The 16,831-nt window shown below is 67.9% G+C and carries 17 protein-coding genes; 14 read left to right on the top strand and 3 right to left on the bottom strand.

The genetic code is table 11. From position 1 onward, the window contains the following. Positions 1-116: 116 nt before the first annotated feature. Together MRBLMD1_RS06955 and MRBLMD1_RS06950 are read left to right on the top strand one after the other, a co-directional pair. The gene (locus tag MRBLMD1_RS06955) at positions 117-1,478 is read left to right on the top strand and encodes a hemolysin family protein (protein WP_364398431.1); all 1,362 of its coding nucleotides are present in this window, start codon (positions 117-119) and stop codon (positions 1,476-1,478) included. Next, positions 1,471-2,511: a hemolysin family protein gene (locus MRBLMD1_RS06950; RefSeq protein ID WP_364398429.1), complete on the top strand. Its 1,041-nt coding sequence runs from the start codon at positions 1,471-1,473 to the stop codon at positions 2,509-2,511. Before MRBLMD1_RS06955 ends, MRBLMD1_RS06950 begins: the two co-directional genes overlap by 8 nt. Before the next feature lie 54 nt (positions 2,512-2,565). Here the strand turns inward: MRBLMD1_RS06950 and MRBLMD1_RS06945 are convergent, their stop codons facing one another. Further along, a complete protein-coding gene (locus MRBLMD1_RS06945) occupies positions 2,566-3,828 on the bottom strand; it encodes an MFS transporter (RefSeq protein ID WP_364398427.1) in 1,263 nt (420 codons plus the stop codon). Positions 3,829-4,050: 222 nt separating this feature from the next. On the opposite strand from MRBLMD1_RS06945, the gene MRBLMD1_RS06940 reads away from it, so the two are divergent. From MRBLMD1_RS06940 to MRBLMD1_RS06905, 8 genes are all read left to right on the top strand, one after another. Beyond that, positions 4,051-4,458: a CGNR zinc finger domain-containing protein gene (locus tag MRBLMD1_RS06940; protein WP_364398425.1), complete on the top strand. Its 408-nt coding sequence runs from the start codon at positions 4,051-4,053 to the stop codon at positions 4,456-4,458. 249 nt (positions 4,459-4,707) lie between these two features. Beyond that, complete coding sequence (gene rsgA, locus MRBLMD1_RS06935; protein ID WP_364398423.1) at positions 4,708-5,868, top strand: ribosome small subunit-dependent GTPase A; 1,161 nt, start codon at positions 4,708-4,710, stop codon at positions 5,866-5,868. A gap of 40 nt (positions 5,869-5,908) precedes the next feature. Next, on the top strand, positions 5,909-6,625 hold the full coding sequence (locus MRBLMD1_RS06930; RefSeq protein WP_364398421.1) for an alpha/beta fold hydrolase: 717 nt from the start codon (positions 5,909-5,911) through the stop codon (positions 6,623-6,625). A gap of 42 nt (positions 6,626-6,667) precedes the next feature. Then, entirely contained in the window at positions 6,668-7,771 is a 1,104-nt protein-coding gene (locus MRBLMD1_RS06925) for an agmatine deiminase family protein (protein WP_364398419.1), read from the top strand. Next, entirely contained in the window at positions 7,768-9,540 is a 1,773-nt protein-coding gene (locus MRBLMD1_RS06920; RefSeq protein WP_364398417.1) for an amidase, read from the top strand. The genes MRBLMD1_RS06925 and MRBLMD1_RS06920 overlap by 4 nt, the downstream gene beginning before the upstream one ends. 167 nt (positions 9,541-9,707) lie before the next feature. Then, on the top strand, positions 9,708-10,958 hold the full coding sequence (locus MRBLMD1_RS06915) for a D-arabinono-1,4-lactone oxidase (protein ID WP_364398415.1): 1,251 nt from the start codon (positions 9,708-9,710) through the stop codon (positions 10,956-10,958). A 22-nt stretch (positions 10,959-10,980) separates the two neighbouring features. Further along, a complete protein-coding gene (locus tag MRBLMD1_RS06910) occupies positions 10,981-11,316 on the top strand; it encodes a hypothetical protein (RefSeq protein ID WP_224023998.1) in 336 nt (111 codons plus the stop codon). Between the two features lie 158 nt (positions 11,317-11,474). Further along, positions 11,475-12,611: a Vms1/Ankzf1 family peptidyl-tRNA hydrolase gene (locus tag MRBLMD1_RS06905; protein WP_364398412.1), complete on the top strand. Its 1,137-nt coding sequence runs from the start codon at positions 11,475-11,477 to the stop codon at positions 12,609-12,611. 79 nt (positions 12,612-12,690) lie between these two features. Here the strand turns inward: MRBLMD1_RS06905 and MRBLMD1_RS06900 are convergent, their stop codons facing one another. Next, the gene (locus MRBLMD1_RS06900) at positions 12,691-13,224 is read right to left on the bottom strand and encodes a MarR family winged helix-turn-helix transcriptional regulator (RefSeq protein ID WP_159634933.1); all 534 of its coding nucleotides are present in this window, start codon (positions 13,222-13,224) and stop codon (positions 12,691-12,693) included. Between the two features lie 275 nt (positions 13,225-13,499). Between MRBLMD1_RS06900 and MRBLMD1_RS06895 the strand changes: the two genes are divergently transcribed. Genes MRBLMD1_RS06895 through MRBLMD1_RS06885 form a run of 3 tightly spaced genes read left to right on the top strand, consistent with a single transcriptional unit; the run spans position 13,500 to position 15,489 of the window. Continuing rightward, positions 13,500-14,399: a hypothetical protein gene (locus tag MRBLMD1_RS06895; protein ID WP_364398410.1), complete on the top strand. Its 900-nt coding sequence runs from the start codon at positions 13,500-13,502 to the stop codon at positions 14,397-14,399. Then, positions 14,399-14,830: a phage holin family protein gene (locus MRBLMD1_RS06890; RefSeq protein WP_224023990.1), complete on the top strand. Its 432-nt coding sequence runs from the start codon at positions 14,399-14,401 to the stop codon at positions 14,828-14,830. Before MRBLMD1_RS06895 ends, MRBLMD1_RS06890 begins: the two co-directional genes overlap by 1 nt. Beyond that, positions 14,827-15,489 (top strand): DUF3618 domain-containing protein, encoded by a 663-nt coding sequence (locus MRBLMD1_RS06885; RefSeq protein ID WP_224023988.1) that lies wholly within the window; start codon positions 14,827-14,829, stop codon positions 15,487-15,489. The genes MRBLMD1_RS06890 and MRBLMD1_RS06885 overlap by 4 nt, the downstream gene beginning before the upstream one ends. Positions 15,490-15,592: 103 nt before the next feature. Here the strand turns inward: MRBLMD1_RS06885 and MRBLMD1_RS06880 are convergent, their stop codons facing one another. Continuing rightward, entirely contained in the window at positions 15,593-16,318 is a 726-nt protein-coding gene (locus MRBLMD1_RS06880) for a LysR family substrate-binding domain-containing protein (protein WP_364398407.1), read from the bottom strand. A gap of 58 nt (positions 16,319-16,376) precedes the next feature. On the opposite strand from MRBLMD1_RS06880, the gene MRBLMD1_RS06875 reads away from it, so the two are divergent. Beyond that, on the top strand, positions 16,377-16,778 hold the full coding sequence (locus MRBLMD1_RS06875) for a DUF5997 family protein (RefSeq protein WP_159629326.1): 402 nt from the start codon (positions 16,377-16,379) through the stop codon (positions 16,776-16,778). The last annotated feature ends 53 nt before the right edge of the window (positions 16,779-16,831 follow it).

The following is a 16,831-nucleotide window of genomic DNA, read 5'->3' as shown; positions in this document are numbered from 1 at the left end:
GAACCTTCCCGTCCCCGGCTGAGTTGAACGGGTTATGGACGACCCTCCTTCACACATGCCCTGGCCCCTCTGCCACCTGACCGGATCACCGGCCACACCAGGAGAGGGGCGCCCCAATGTTTGAATGGATCATGCTGGGCATCGGCCTGGTCCTGACCGTCGGCACCGGCTTCTTCGTCGCCTCGGAGTTCGCACTGGTGAACCTGGACCGGCATGACCTGGAAGCCCGCCAGGCCCGCGGCGAAAAGAGGCTTGGGCCCACCATCAAGGCCCTTCGCATCACCTCCACGCACCTCTCCGGCGCGCAGCTGGGCATCACGCTGACCACCCTGCTGACGGGCTACACCTTTGAGCCCGCCATCAGCCGGATGCTCAGCGGCCCGCTGCAGTCTGCGGGGCTGGCCGAAGCCTTGGTGCCGGCCGTCGGGTCTGTTGCCGGCATCTTCCTGGCCACGGTCTTCTCGATGGTGGTGGGCGAGCTTGTCCCCAAGAACTTCGCCCTGGCCCTGCCGCTGGCCACCGCCAAGGTGGTGGTGCCGTTCCAGGCCCTCTTCACCGCCGTGTTCAAGCCGGTAATCCTGCTGTTCAACAACACGGCCAACAGCATCATCCGCGGCTTCGGCATCGAGCCCAAGGAGGAACTCTCGGGTGCCCGGAGCGCGGAGGAGCTGAGCTCCCTGGTGCGCCGGTCCGCCGTCGAGGGCGTCCTGGACCTGGACCACGCCACCCTGCTGCACCGCACCCTCCGCTTCTCCGAGTACAGCGCGGCGGACGTGATGACCCCGCGCGTCCGGATGGCGGCGGTGGGCGCGGCGGATACTGCGGAGGACATCGTGGCCCTTGCCACCTCCACCGGCTACTCCCGTTTCCCGGTCACCGGACGTGACAAGGATGATGTCCTGGGCCTCCTGCACGTCAAGCAGGCCTTCGCCGTGCCCCTTGGCCGGCGTGCGGACACCACCGCGGCGGAGCTCATGATCGAGCCGCTGCGGGTTCCGGAATCCATGGGCGTTGACACACTCCTGGGCCTGCTTCGGCGCCAGGGACTCCAGGTGGCCATCGTCTCCGACGAGCACGGCGGCACGGCCGGGATCGTCACGCTGGAGGACCTGGTGGAGGAGATCGTGGGCGAGCTGGAGGACGAGCACGACCGGGCGCGGGCCGGGGTGGTCCGCGTGGGCCGTTCCGTCACGTTCGACGCCGCACTGCGGCCGGACGAGCTGCTGGACCGCACCGGCATCGAGGTCCCCGACGGGGACGAGTACGACACCGTGGCCGGGTACGTCACGGACCGGCTGGACCGGCTTCCCGAGCTGGGCGACGAGGTGGCGGTCGACGGCGGCACCCTCCGCGTGGAGCGCGTGGCGGGCATGCACGTGGAACGGCTGCGTTTCACCCCCGGAGCGTCCGGCGAACCGCCGCGCAGCCCGCACGACCGGATCATCGACAACCTGACCCAGGAGCTGACCCATGAGTGAGTATCTTCCCGGCATCATCTGGCTGGTGGTGCTCCTTTTGGTCAACGGCTTCTTCGTGGGTGCCGAGTTCGCCGTCATTTCGGCCCGCCGCTCCCAGATCGAACCCCGCGCCGAAGCCGGGAGCAAGGCTGCGAAAACCACCCTCTGGGCCATGGAACACGCCACCCTCATGCTGGCCACCAGCCAACTGGGCATCACCGTCTGCTCCCTGGTCATCCTGAACGTGTCCGAACCCGCCATCCACCACCTGCTGGAAATCCCGCTGGAGCTGACCGCATTGTCCTACGAGGCAATAAGCATCATCGCGTTCGTGGTGGCGCTGCTGCTGGTGACGTTCCTGCACGTGGTGGTGGGCGAGATGGTGCCCAAGAACATCTCCTTCTCGGTGCCTACCCGGGCAGCCCTCCTGCTCGCCCCGCCGCTGGTGTTCGTGGCCAAGGTGTTCAAGCCGGTGATCTGGACGCTGAACGGGATTGCCAACTCCGTCCTCCGGCTCTTCCGGGTTGAGCCCAAGGACGAGGCCACCAGCGCGTACACCCTGGATGAGGTGGCCACCATCGTGGAGCAGTCCACCCGGGACGGCGTGCTGAAGGACACCACCGGCGCCCTGACCAACGCCTTCGAGTTCACGGCCAAGACGGTGGCCGACGTCCAGGTGCCCATGGCGGAGATGGTGCTGCTGCACAACTCCGCCACGCCGGCGGACATCCAGCAGGCCGTCGCAGGACACGGCTACTCGCGGTACATCCTGGTTAACGCGGCCGGCGAGCCGGATGGCTACCTGCACCTCAAGGACGTCATGGACCTCACCTCGGCCGAGAAATTCCACCGACCGGTCCCGGCCAAGAGGGTGCGCCGCCTTGCCTCGGCGTTCGCCGGGGCGGACCTCGAGGACGCTTTGGCAGCGATGCGGCGGACGGGCGCCCACGTGGCAAGGGTGTTCGACGCCGACGGCAGGACCACCGGGATGCTCTTCCTGGAGGACATCATCGAGGAACTGGTGGGCGAGGTGCAGGACGCCACCAGCGCATAACCGGTTTTGATGCGGTGGTGATGGGGGCGGATCCAGGGATCGGGTTTCCCTCGCTCAGCGGCCCGGTTCCGGAAGCAGAAGGGCTACCGGAACCGCTGCCACCAGGACAGCGGCGGCGGCGCTGATTCCCGAATACCCGGTCATGCCCATGACCGGCCCTGCGGCCGCGCTGCCCAGCGCTGCCGCGAGGGACATGGCGGCATCCGAAAAACCCTGGGCGGGGATCCGCTGGGAGGGCGCCAAGGCAGCGACGAGCAGCGTGGATCCTGCCACGGTGGTGGCGGACCAGCCCAAACCCAGCAGGACCAGCCCGGTGGTCACGGCCGCCGGATACTCCGGCGCCAATCCCGTCACCGCCACCGCAGCCATAAGGGTTGCCAGGCCCGCCAACATCATCCGCGCGGGGCCCATCCTGTCCGTAAGCCACCCCACCAGCGGTGACAGGGCGTACATTCCGGCAATGTGCAGGGAGATGGTCAGCCCGATCAGCGCGATGGTGTCCGGGTGGCCCGCGGCCGCGCCTGCCTGGTGCTGCATGTGCAGCGGGGTCATCGACATCACCGCCACCATCACCGCATGGGCAGCCACCACCGCCACCACTGCCCCGCGGGTGGTGCGGTTCTCCCGTACGATCTGCCATCCGGCCTGCAGGGCGCCCCGGCGCCGAACACCGTCACCGGAATCAGGACCATCCATAGTGCGGCGGGTCAGCAGCGGGTCGGGCCGGAGGAAGACCCACACAACCGAAGCACCGATGACCATGCCGGCTGCCGAGATGAGGAACGGCCCTGCTGCGGCAGGAATCCCCAGCCAACCGGCCACCAGCGCGCCGGGACCCACCATGTTGGGGCCGGCTACTGCCCCGATGGTGATGGCCCACACCACCAGGGAAAGGTCCCGCCCCCGGTGCGCGGGTTCGGCCAGGTCCGTCACCGCAAAGCGGGCCTGGAGGTTCACTGCCGAAGCCACGCCCACCAGGAAGGCACCCCCGAGCAGCAGGAGGAAGAGCCCCGTGATCACGGCGCCCACCATCAGGGCGGTACCGGCAATCGCAGCGGCAAGCCCCGAGGCAAGGGCAAAACGGCGGCCGCGGGAGAGCGCCAGTTGCGCCAACGGTATGGCCGTCACTGCCGTTCCCAGCGTCAGGGACGTGTTGACTGAGCCTGCCCAGGCCTCCGAGCCTGACAAATCCACGGCCAGGATCGAACCCAAGGCGAGCGTGGAGCCATTGCCCAGCCCGGAAAAGATCTGGGCGGACACCAGCGTCCTGCGCATCCGGGACTGCAGGGAGCGGGCGGTTTCGGCGGTGGCGGTCAAAGGTGTGGCTCCTGGTCAGGAAAACGTGGGGTGTGGCAGGACCCCCGTGGGGCAGCCCGCCGTCATGCCCAGTGTGGTGTCATGGGTTTATGCAGTTCAACCATGACAACATGTCCGGCGTCCGGGTCGCGGAGGAACTCGTCAACATGCTGGGCGGCGGAGGCTGGGACGAAGGTGCGCTGGCAGACCTTTTGGCGGCCCACCTTTTCCACAATCCGGCAGGTGGGCGCGCCCGAGGAAGCGCTCCTGCGGGACTGGACAACACGCCTGCGCGCTGTCTTTGAGTCGGACAGCGAGAAGGACCGCTGCGCCACGGTGAACGCATTGCTGGAACAAGGGGTCAAGCGGGTCTTCCTGACGGTCCACGACGGACTGGGCCCACACCTTCATTTTGCTGAAACCAGCGACAGCCTGGTGGAACGCGTGCGTGCCCTCACGGCCGGCGGCCTGGCCATCTTCATCACGGAGGCTGCCGGTGGACGGTTGGGTACCTGTGCCAGGGACGGCTGCCCGAAGGTTTTTGCCGACACCAGCCGCGGCGGACGGCGCGCCTATTGCTCGGCGCGGTGCGGCAACGCCGAGGCGGTGATGCGCTACCGGGAGCGAGGGCACTACGCTGGCCGCCCTTAGCAGGCAGCATTCAACCATGGCCCCCGACGGCGACGGGCGCTACAGTGGGACCGTTCGCACCCTGCCGTCCCCGGCAGGAAGACGGTGAACCCGCGAGGGAATGGAGGTGGTTTTGATGACTGCAGTTGCCGCGCGCCCAGAGCGCTCCGCACCCACCCCATCATCCATCCTCCCGGCTGCACCCGCCTGACCTGTCGGCAGCTGTCCGCAGCAGCGCTGTTGCACCGGGGACCCCGCAAGGAAACCACAGTGCACAATTCTTCAGGCAACCCCCTGGACAACACCCCAAGTACCAACCAACCAACCGGCGGCCCCGGCGCTTACGGCTACACCCCCGCCGTCGCCCGCCACTTCGACCAGAACCCCTGCCCCGGCGCCACGGAACGCGGACGGGTGGTCCGCGTGGACCGCACCCTGCTGCTGGTCGCCGCCGGGGACGGCCTGCTCCACCTGCCGTATCCGCTGTCCGGGGAGCCCGCCGTCACCGGCGACTGGGTCTGGATCGGCCCCAACCGGGCCGGTAACCGCCAGATCCTGGCAGTCCTTCCGCGCCGCTCGGAGCTCAGCCGCAAACGCGCGTTCGAGGATTCCTCCGGGGAACAGGTCCTGGCCGCGAACATGGACACCGTGGGGGTGGTGGTGCCCGTCGACCGGCCGCTCACGCACAACCGGCTGGAACGCACCCTCGTTGCCGCGTGGGACTCCGGTGCCACCCCGCTGGTGATCATCACCAAGGCGGACCTGGCTGATGTGGCGGACGACGTCGTCGGGAAAGTCATCCTGCAGGCAGCGGGCGTGGAAGTGGTCACCACATCCGCCGAAAACGGCGACGGGGTTGACGAACTGATGTCCCGCATCCAGCCCGGCGGCACCATCGTGCTCCTGGGTCCGTCCGGCGCGGGAAAATCCACCTTGATCAATGCGCTGGTGGGCCGCGAGGTCCAGCAGACCGGGGAGGTGCGGTCCGGGGATTTCAAGGGCAAGCACACCACCACCGCCCGCGAGCTGGTACCCCTGTCCAACGGCACGGTGCTGATGGACACGCCCGGTGTACGGGGTTTCGGGCTGTTCGACGCCGGCGAAGGCCTGGGCGGGATGTTCGGCGACGTGGAGGAACTGGCCGCCGGCTGCCGCTTCGCGGACTGCGCCCACGGCGGTGAGCCCGGCTGCGCGGTGCGGGAAGCGATTGATGGCGGCGTCCTGGAGGAACGGCGCTGGAACTCGTACCTGAAGATGCAGCGCGAACTGGCCGCGCTGGCCCGCCGCTCCGACGTCGCCGCCCAGCGCGCCTACCACCGGGAGTGGCACCAGAAGGTGGTGTCCGCCGGAAAATCGCAGCGCTGGGCGGAACGCGAGGCCACGGAACGCCAAGGCCGGACCGCGGGGAAGGACCGCAAGCCGAAGCGGTAGGACCGTATTCCGGCGTGGGGGCGGGGAGTAGGGTTCGGTCATGGACATCATCCTGGTTCCCGGTTTCTGGTTGGACGCCTCATCCTGGGAGGAGGTGACCCCTGCCCTGGAGGCAGCAGGGCACCGGACCCACCCCCTCACCCTCCCGGGGAAGGAATCCGTGGACGCCGCCAGATCGGGCATCAATCTGCAGGACCACATCGACGCGGTGGTGGAGGTCCTGGACGGCCTCCCCGGCAAGGTGGTCCTGGTGGGCCATTCCGGTGGCGGTGCCATCATCCACGGCGCGGTGGATGCGCGGCCGGACAAGGTGGCGCGTGCCGTGTACGTGGACAGCGGACCGCTCGGTGAAGGCGGTGTCATCAATGACGAGTTGCCGGCCGTTGTGGATGACGTCCCCCTGCCTCCCTGGGAGGACTTTGACGATGCCGACCTGGTGGATCTCGATGCCGGCCTTCGCCAGGCCTTCCGTGACCGCGCCATTCCGGAGCCCCGGGGCGTGGCGTACGGCAAGCAGCAACTGCATGACGAACGCCGCTACGAGGTCCCCGCCACCGTGATCGCCTGCGAGTTCCCGTCCGCCATGATCCGGGAATGGATCGCGGCCGGGCACCCGTTCGTCGCGGAACTGGCCAAGGTCCGGGACGTCGAGTACATCGACCTGCCCACCGGGCACTGGCCGCAGTTCACCAAACCGGAGCAACTGGCAGGCGCCATCCTGAAGGCCGTCGACCGGACCACTACTCGCCAGGTTTGAAAAACCCTTGCGTGCGGACGGCACCGTCCCCATAATAAATGAATGGCATTCATTTATTCGACAGCAGTCGGTGGCACCGCCGCCCCTGGCCACGCGGCCGTCAGTACCGCGTCCCGCATGCCCGCCGAGTGGGACGCCCACCAGCGGACCTGGATGGCCTTTCCGCCGCCAAACGAGACCTTCGGGCCGGTGGGAAGCTCCACCCTGGACCGTGCGCGGGCCGCCTGGACCAAGGTGGCCCGGACCATCGCAAGGTACGAGCCCGTTACGGTCGTCGCCGATCCGCGCGATGCCACCGCCGCGCGGGAATGGCTCGGCCAGGGCATCGACGTCCTGGCCGTTCCGCTGGACGACGCCTGGCTGCGGGACAGCGGCCCCACGTTCGTTCATGCGGCAGACGGTTCACTCGCCGCGGTTGACTGGATCTTCAATGGCTGGGGCGCACAGGACTGGGCTGCCTGGGCCAAGGACCAGGACGTAGCCCGGAGCGTGGCAGCCGGCACCAATGTGCCAGTCAGGCGAAGCTCCTTGGTGAACGAAGGCGGCGGATTCCATGTGGACGGTGAAGGCACGGTGCTGCTGACCGAAACGGTGCAGCTCGATCCCGGCCGAAACTCCGGCGCCACCAAAGAGTCCGTCGAGGCAGAAATCCATGCAGCCCTGGGCACCACCAAGGCCATCTGGCTTCCCCGCGGGCTCACCCGGGACTATGACGAGTTCGGCACCCGCGGCCATGTGGACATCGTGGCCGCCTTTGCCGGCCCGGGAACCATCCTGCTCCACCGCCAGGATGATCCCGCCCACCCGGACCACGCCGTCTATCTGCAGCTGAAGGCAGTCCTTGCCGGGAAGCTGGACGCCCAGGGCCGGCCGCTTCGCATCATCGACGTTCCAGCCCCCACCACACTCAGGGATGAAGAGGGCTGGGTGGACTGGTCCTACATCAACCACTACGTAGCCAACAAGGTGGTGGTGCTCTGCGGCTTCGACGATCCCAACGACACCATCGCCGCCGGCATCCTGGAGCGCGCCTACCCCGGACGCACGGTGGAACTGGTGGATGCCCGAAACATCTTCGCCTTCGGCGGCGGCATCCACTGCATCACCCAGCAGCAGCCGGCCCGGCGCGAAGGCGATGCAGCATGAAGCAGGCACAGGCCACTCAACAGTTGGCCGCTGCGGGGACTTTCGACGTGGTGGAGGCCGGCATCGGCCAGCTCCGGGCAGCCCTTGATGCGGGTGTGGTCACTTCCGAAGACCTGGTCCGCCTCTATCTGGCACGCGTTGAGAAGTATGACTCATCAGGAATATGTTTGAACTCGCTCGTCGTGATGAACCCGAAGGCCATCGCCGAGGCGCAGGAGTCGGACCGCCGCCGTGCCGCCGGGTTCACGCTCGGCCCCCTGGACGGCATCCCCTACACCGCAAAGGACAGCTATCAGGTCAAAGGCCTTACCGTGGCTGCCGGTTCACCCGCGTTCAAGGACCTGGTGGCACAGCGCGACGCCTTCACCATCGAACGGCTGCGGGCCGGGGGCGCCGTCCTGATCGGGCTGACCAACATGCCGCCCATGGCCAACGGAGGTATGCAACGCGGAGTATATGGGCGGGCGGAGAGCCCTTACAACGCCGATTTCCTCCCGGCCGCCTTTGCCTCCGGGTCATCCAACGGGTCCGGCACGGCCACTGCGGCCAGCTTCGCAGCCTTCGGACTGGCGGAGGAAACGTGGTCCTCAGGCCGGGCCCCGGCATCGAACAACGCCCTGTGCGCCTATACACCCTCCCGCGGCGTCATCTCCGTGCGTGGGAACTGGCCCCTGGTGCCCACCATGGATGTCGTGGTTCCGCACACCCGCACTATGACGGACCTGCTGGAGGTCCTGGACGTGGTGGTGGCGGACGACGCCGAGCCACGCGGCGACTTCTGGCGTGTCCAGCCCTGGATCCCGGTGCCCAAGGCATCCACCGTCCGGCCGGCGTCGTACCTTGACCTCGCCGTTCCGGACGCCGCCGCGGCGGCAGGCGTACTCGCCGGGAAGCGGCTGGGCGTGCCGCGGATGTACATCAACGCGGACCCGGAAGCCGGCACTGCCGAAGCGCCAGGCATCGGCGGGTCCACAGGGCAGCGGATCGAAACCCGCGCATCCATCATGGAGCTGTGGAACGCGGCCCGCCGCGACCTCGAAGCCGCAGGCGCCGACGTGGTGGAGGTGGACTTCCCCGTGGTCTCCAACTACGAAGGCGACCGGCCCGGCGCGCCCACCATCGCCACCCGGGGGCTGGTGTCCCCGGAATACCTGCGGCGGGAAATCGTGGACCTGTCGGCCTGGGCGTGGAATGACTTCCTGGAGGCCAACGGGGACCCGCAGCTGAACCGCCTTGCCGACGTCGACGGTTCCGCCATCTTCCCGGCCCCGGACGGGGCGCTTCCGGACCGCTACTACGGCTTCGATGACGACATCAGCGACTATCCCGGCTGGATCCGCGGGCACGGCGTGCCCGTCCTGGCCGACATTCCGCACCTGCCCGCGGGCCTGGCAGGGCTGGAGGAAACCCGCCGGGTGGACCTGGAGGAATGGATGGACCGGCTGGGCCTGGACGCCGTGGTGTTCCCGGCGGCGGCCGATGTTGCCCCGGCGGACGCGGACACCAACCCGGCCTCGGCGGACGCCGCCTGGCGCAACGGCGTATGGGTGGCCAACGGGAACCTGGTCCCCCGGCACCTTGGCATCCCCACGGTCACGGTTCCCATGGGCATCGCGGCGGACATCGCCATGCCGGTGGGCCTCACCATCGCCGGCAAAGCCTACAGCGATACCGGCCTGCTCCGGCTGGCCGCGGCCATCGAAGCAACCGGGAGCCGCCGCATGCCCCCGCCCCGCACCACCACACCCCGCACCGAAAGAAGCTCCTGACTGGACGGCCTTGGCGTCCGCTTGCCTTGCGGGCCCGCCCCGGGCGGCCCGCGGGCAGGCGGATCACGGCCACGAGACATCCCCGCCCACACAGCGGAAGCGCCTTGACAGCCTCGATTGTTAGCGCTGACAGTGGGAGGAAACCGACGCCAAGCGAAAGCCACTCGATGAAGAACTGGGCAGGAAACCTCGAATACTCCTCCGCGGATGTCAGGCGGCCGGAATCAGTAGCGGAACTGGCATCCATCGTGGCCGCTTCGCCGCGGATCAAGGCCCTGGGGTCCCGGCACTCGTTCAACCGGGTGGGAGACACCGACGGCGTGCACGTGCTGCTCGATGCGCTGCCGCAGCAGGTGGAGCTGGATTCCGGCCGCGGAACAGTGCGCGTCAGCGGCGGCGTGAGTTACGGGGCGCTCTGCCGGACGCTTGAGGATGCCGGCGTCGCCATCCACAACCTTGCCTCGCTGCCGCACATCTCGGTGGCAGGCGCGGTGCAGACCGGCACGCACGGGTCCGGTGTGAACAACCCGGCCCTCGCCGGTGCCGTGGAATCCATCGACCTGGTCCGGGCCTCCGGAGAGCAGGTCACGCTGACCCGGGAGGACGGCGACGAGTTCCTGGCAAGCGTGGTGGGCATCGGGGCCCTGGGCATTGTCACCGGGCTGGAACTGGCGGTGCGGCCCAGCTTCAGGATGCGCCAGCGGGTTCTGGAGGACCTGCCGTGGGACAACGCCCTGGGAGATTTCGCCGGCATCGTGTCCAGCGCCTACAGCGTGAGCCTCTTTACGGACTACGCGGGCAGCAGCATCAACCAGGTATGGCTCAAAGCGCTCGACGGGGAGGAGCCGCTTCCAAACCTCTTCGGGGCAACCGCCGCGCTGCATCCCCGGCACCCCCTGCCGGACATGTCAGCGGAGAACTGCACGGCGCAGTTGGACGAACCCGGGCTGTGGCTGGACCGGCTCCCGCACTTCCGGCACGAGTTCACCCCAAGCAACGGCGACGAACTCCAGAGCGAGTTCATCCTTCCCCTGGAGCATGCCCCCGCCGCCCTCCAGGCAGTCCGCGCGCTGGCCGAAGACCTTGCCCCGCTGCTGTTCGTCTCGGAAATCCGCACCGGCGCCGCCGACGAATTCTGGCTCAGCCCGTTCTACCGGCAGCAAAGCGCTGCGCTGCACTTCACGTGGAAACCGCTGCAGCCTGAGGTGGAAGGCTTCCTCCCGGTCCTTGAGGAAGCCCTGCGGCCCTTCGGTGCCCGCCCGCACTGGGGCAAGCTGTTCACGCCGGAGGGCTATGACTGGGAGGCGCTGTACCCGCGCTTCGCCGATTTCCGGGCCTTTGCGGCCGGCCATGACCCCGAGGGCAAGTTCCGCAACGCCCTGCTGGACAGCATCCTCGGGGTACCGGCACGCCGGTAGAGGCCGCCGGTACGCTGGAGGCATGACTCTTCGCCCCGTCGCCGCCACTGCCCTTGCCGCCGCCCTGCTGCTGACGGGGTGCGGCGCCGTGGGGGAAGCCGCAGGCACCGCGGCAAGCGACGCCGCTTCCAGGGCGGCCTCGGCCGCCGCGCAGGAAGTCAACCGGCAAATCTGCGCAGTGGTCCAGGACGGCCTGGTCAGTGCCGAAGACCGCCAGGCTTTGGCGGGCTTGGTGTCGGCCGCGCGGACGGCAGGGGTTCCTGCAGAGATCACGACGCCGCTGGGCCGGATTGCGGAGGCCGGGGACCAGGTGCCGGCAGACTCAGTCCGGGCCCTGCAGGACGCCTGCCGCGGCTGACCGGCAAGGGGCCGGAAGGCCCTTCAGCGCCCGGATCACCGCTGCTACGGTGAAATGACGAACCGGTAAGCCTGTGGCAGTACGCCACGCGCGAAGGAGATCGTCATGGCGGAACGCGGCAAAACCACCTCGGCCCCACGCATCGGGGAGGAGGAAAAATGACCACGAACCTGCAGAAATATGCCGATCTCTACCGCACTCCCGGCCCGTGGTGCACGGCCTATGTGGACGCGGGAACCGGAACAGTGGACACCCTTGAAGCCGGGGATGTCCGGGCCGGAAATACACGTGCCCGGCTTGAAACGCAGGGGGCAACCTCCGCCGATGTCGAGGCAATGGAGCAGGCCCTCCAGCCGGCCGCCGGGATCCCCTCCCCCGTGGCACGCTTCGTCCTGGTCCACGCAGGGAAGGCCGTAGTCAATGAGGTGCTTCCCGGCGATCCCGTCATGCCGGAGCGGCTCGCAGTGGAGCCCGTTCCGGACCTGCTGCCGCTGGTCAAGCACCGGCCCGAAGACCTTGCCTACGTTGTGGCGGAAGTAAGCCGGGAGCACGGTGAAATCCGGCTGTACCGGGCCGGAGCCAGGATTCCCGCCCTCGTACAGGACGTGGAGGGCGAATCCGAACACGTGCACAAGTTCCATGGCGGGGGTTGGTCTGAACTGCGGTTCCAGCACCACACCGAAGACGTCTGGCGCCGTAACGCGGACGAAGTGGCCGGCGAAATCGACAGGGTGGCCAGTGCCAGCGGCGCCCGGCTCATCGTGCTCGCCGGCGACATCCGTGCCCGGGGCCTGGTCAAGGACAACCTCTCCGAAGCCGGCAGGGCTTTGGTGTCGGAGGTGGAGTCCCACACCCATACCGCCGGGGCTGGCAGCGCCAACCTGGAGGACCACGTCAACCAGCACGTTGCTGAGCTGTGGGCGGAGGAGCAGCAGGCTGTCATGGACAGGCTGGCCGTCCAGGAGGGCCAGGCCAATCCCGGGGCAGCCCATGGCATCGGAGCGGTGGTGCATGCACTCCAGCAGGCACAGGCGGACGTCCTGATCTTTGATGATGCCGCCCTGTCCGGACGGACCCTGCTGGCCCTGGACGCCGAACCGTGGGTTGCCACAGCCCGGGAAGAAGCCCTGGCTGCCCGCATCCTGGGAGAAGTGCCGGCCCCGGCGGCGCTGCTTCGCGCAGCCGCCCTCACCGACGCCCGCGTTCTCCTGGTTCCGGGACCGGTCCTGCCCAGGGGCGTGCATATCGCGGCACTGCTGCGCTGGTCCTCGGGACCGGACGTCCCGTCGTCGTAAGCCCTGCTGCCTGTCCGGCGTGCCTGTCCGGTGCTGCCCAACCCCACGCACGGGCCATGGCAAGACGCCGGCAGCCCTGTCAGTTCTGGTGTGGCTGTTCCCAGCCACGGATTCCGGCTGCCCGCCCGGTCTGGGGACGGTGTCCGGCCCGGTGTTCCGGCGGAGCAAACGGAACCACGCCGCTATCGCGGTTGAGTGGGACGGCACGGACAAACTTGGTGAGTTCCTCCCGGAGTTCCTTCCACCCGATGTCCGGATCGTCCGGATAGGCGTTCACCTCCGCTTGGCGCGCCGCTTCAACGGCGGCAACGCCGGCGTCCGTCAGCTCCACTTTCAGCTGGCGGCGGTCCGAGGCGTGCCGGGTCCTGGTGATGAGTCCCGTGCCCTCAAGCCGGGTCAGGACCCGGCCCAGTGTTTGGCTCTGGACCCTGATCGCATCGGCAAGCTGTTCCTGGTTCAGTGGGCCCCCCGTCAGGCCTTCCAGTGCAATAACTGCGGCACGGGTGAGGCCAAGGGGGGCCAGTGCATCGTCCTGGCGCCGCTGGATGAGCCGGGCCGCCAAAGTGATCAGGCGGTAGCTGCTCCGGGCGTCGGGATCGAGATTGCTGGTCATCGGCCGCGGCCTTCCTGTAGGTGGCGAAGTGCTGGTCACCCTGCGTCGCTACACCACTACAATAAGCATGCTTAGCAACATATTCGCAAGTAGGCTTACTATCCGGCGGCCACTGAACCCCATCGCCGGGCGCCCCGGGACTTCGAAACTGCAGCACCGCCCCTTGCAATCCAAATAGGAAGTGTGCTTAGTATCTAGTTAGTAACCTTGCTTACTAACTCGCCAGCATTGCTGGTTCTTGATCGCCAGCTAACCCTTTCTGAAAGAGAGCGAAGATGACAGAGAACCAATGGCCCCAGACCCCGCACACCGCCAACGACCCGGCCATCGCCGATCCGTACGGCGCAACGGAGGCAGCTCCCCGGCAGGCCTCCTACCCCACCACTCCGGGTGACACCTCCAAGACCCAGGCAGCCAGGGAGCAGGCATCCAACGTTGCCGGCGAGGCCGCATCCGCCGCACAGGGAGTGGCCCAGACGGCGAAGGACGAAGCCGCGAACGTGGCGCATGAGGCGAAAGCCAATGCGCAGGACCTGCTGCACCAGGCAAAGTCCGGCCTCACCAGCCAGGCGGGCACCCAGCAGCAGAAGGCCGCGGAAGGCATCCGCAACATCTCCACCCAGCTGCACAGCATGGCCAACGCCCCGGACCAGCAGGGCATGGCCGGCGACCTGGTCCGCCAGGCCGCAGAACGCACCTCCTCCATGGCCACCTGGCTGGAAAACCGGGAGCCGGGTGACCTCCTGAACGAGGTCCAGCGGTTCGCCCGCAACCGGCCCGGAACCTTCCTGCTCCTCGCCGCCGGCGCCGGCGTCCTGGCCGGGCGCCTCACCCGCGGCCTCACCGCAGGTGCACCCGAAACATCGGGACAGGTTGCGGGTTCGAACGCGGCCCAGGGTTCAGGCCAGCACCGTGCCGCGCAGCCAGCCCCGGCAGCGCCGCTTCGCCAGGAGACCGTTTATGCCGCCGGCACCGACGACCTCTTTGCTGAGCCGGTAGTGGGAAGTGCCACCCCGGTTTCCACCAGCACCCTGCCTTCGGGAACGGCCGAAGAGACTCCGCTCCGCTTCGAGGACGACCCCTACCGGGCGGAAAACGGCGTGTACTCCGGCGACGGGACGTTCGGCACTGAGGGTACCCCGGGCACCGGCCGTCATGGCACGGGTGGTCTGTGATGAGTAGCCAGATTCCGGAGCCGCCGCCCAGCGCGGCGCATGTGAAAGCGGACAACGCCTCACTCGGTGACCTCCTCGGGGACGTGACCCGGGACCTGTCCACCCTGATGCGCCAGGAAGTGGAACTGGCCAAAGCCGAACTCAAACAATCCACCTCCCGCGCAGGCAAAGGCGCCGGCATGCTCGCCGGCGCCGGGATCGGCGGACACTTCGTCCTGCTCTTCCTCTCCCTGGCCCTGATGTGGGCCCTGGGCGCCATCATGGCCCTGGGCTGGGCCGCGCTGATCGTCGCCGTCATCTGGGCCATCATCGCCGCCGTCCTGGCCTCCACCGGCCGCAAGGAACTCAAACAGATCAAAGGCCTGCCCCAAACCGGCGAAACCCTCTCAGAAATTCCCCCAACCCTAAAACCAGGTGAGGTAAACCGATGAGCGACAACCCTGACGTCATCCGCGCAGACATAGAAGCCACCCGGGCACGCCTGGGCACCAACGTGGACGCCGTGGCCGACAAAGTCACCCCGTCCAACATCGTCCACCGCCAAACCGACAAGGTCCGCGACGCCGTGACCGGGGTGAAGGAGAAAATCATGGGAGCAGCAGACACCGCCGGCACCAAAGTCCACGACACCACCGCCACCGGAGCCGGGCACACCACCAACGCCATGCACACCGCCGGAGACAACCTGCACCAGGCCACAGACACCGTGTCCGCGAAACTCTCCGACGCCGGCCAGGCCGTCTCCCACGCCCCGGACCAGGTCAAAGCCAAAACCGCCGGCAACCCCCTGGCCGCCGGGCTCATCGCCTTCGGCGCCGGCATGCTGATCTCCTCCCTGATCCCCGCCAGCGACAAAGAACGCGAAGCCGCGGACCAACTCAAAACCGCAGCCCAGCCCCTGGCAACCCAGGTCACCGACGCCGCCAAAACCATGGCCCAGGACCTCAAGGAACCCGCCCAGGAAGCCATGGAAAACGTCAAGGCCACCGCCACCGACGCCGCCCAAAACGTCAAAACCGAAGGCCAATACGCAGCCACCGACGTCAAAGACCGCGCAACCGACGCCAAAGACACCATCCAAAACACCTAGTCCGCGCGGGCAGCGACGGACTACAGCAAAGCCGGCTCCGCATCATGCGGGGCCGGCTTTCTGTTATTCGGTCAACAACCAGGTGCCTGTTGGGCCCCCATGGCTAGCGCTTACCCTTTTTCCGCGACCCCTTGCCGCGGCCCTTGTCAGGGTTGGGGGCATAGCGCTGGGCCACCTTGGGCGCTTTTTTGGTTCCGGTGCCGCGGCGGTCCGGTTTGGGTTCCTTCTTCACCTTTTGCGGCTGGGCGGAGGGCTGGCGGGAGCTCTGGGCGGTGCGGCCGCGCACCACGCCGATGAATTCCTCCAGCACGTCGTCTGTGGCCTCCGCGGGCCAGGCCAGGGCGATTTCGGTCTCCTCCGCCCCGGTGAGCCTGCGCGCCACGGTGTCTTTGACGTTGAAGTGGCGCGCCACTGACATCGGGAGGACCAGCAGCCCGGCCCCGGAGGCCACCACCTGGAGCGCCGTCTCCGGGCCGCCTAAGGCAGCAGCATCGAGGAAGGACTCCTGGGCGAGGTCGGCAAGCGCCACTTCCTCGAACACTGAGATCTCGTGGCCCTTGGGGGCAACCACCACGGGTTGTTCCTCGTAGAGCGGGATGACGCTGAGGCCGTCCCGGTCAATCGGAAGGCGGACGAAGGCCATGTCAGCCCGGCCGCCATCCAGCACCTGGCGCTGCACGCCGTCGTCGATCATGAATGCTTCAAGGGGAATATGGGGCATCCGCTCTTCCCAGCGGCGGATCCACTTTCCCGGCGTCACCCCTGCCACATACGCGACGCGCAGCACCCGCGGCGCCGCCTCGTCGGGGGCGGGCTGGGCATCAGGCATGGGGGCATTGTCGGCGGGCACGTCTTCACAGTACCCGCCGCCCGGATACCCTTGAAGCATGACCTCTGCAAACTCCCAGTCCATGAAGCCGGCCACCGTTGCCAAGAAACTTGGCATCTACCTGCCGGCCACCCCGCAGGAGTTCCAGGATTCAACCATTACCCGCGAGGAGTTCGCCGAACTCCAGGCCAACCCGCCGGAATGGCTTGCCGAACTCCGCCGCAATGGGCCGCACCCCCGCCCCGTGGTGGCCCAGAAGCTGAACGTGTCCATCAGCGGCCTGGCACGCGGCGGCGTGGAGGAAGCGCTTACGACGGCGGAGATCACCGCGCTGCTGCAGGCTCCCCCGCAGTGGCTCGTCACCGAACGCGCCACGCACGCTGCAGTCCGTGCCGAGGCCCAGCGGGTCAAGGACGAGGCCGCGAAGAAGCAGGCAAAGAAGGACCGCGCCCAGGCTTAGCCTGCACCGCCGCCCTTTCAGAAGCTTGTTCGCCCGTCCGGAGCCTCAGCGTC

Origin of the sequence: Pseudarthrobacter sp. LMD1-1-1.1, from assembly GCF_040676255.1 — a bacterium.
Classification (GTDB): domain Bacteria; phylum Actinomycetota; class Actinomycetes; order Actinomycetales; family Micrococcaceae; genus Arthrobacter.
Note: the sequence above shows the minus strand (reverse complement) of the source record. Positions and strands in the feature narration are given on the sequence as shown.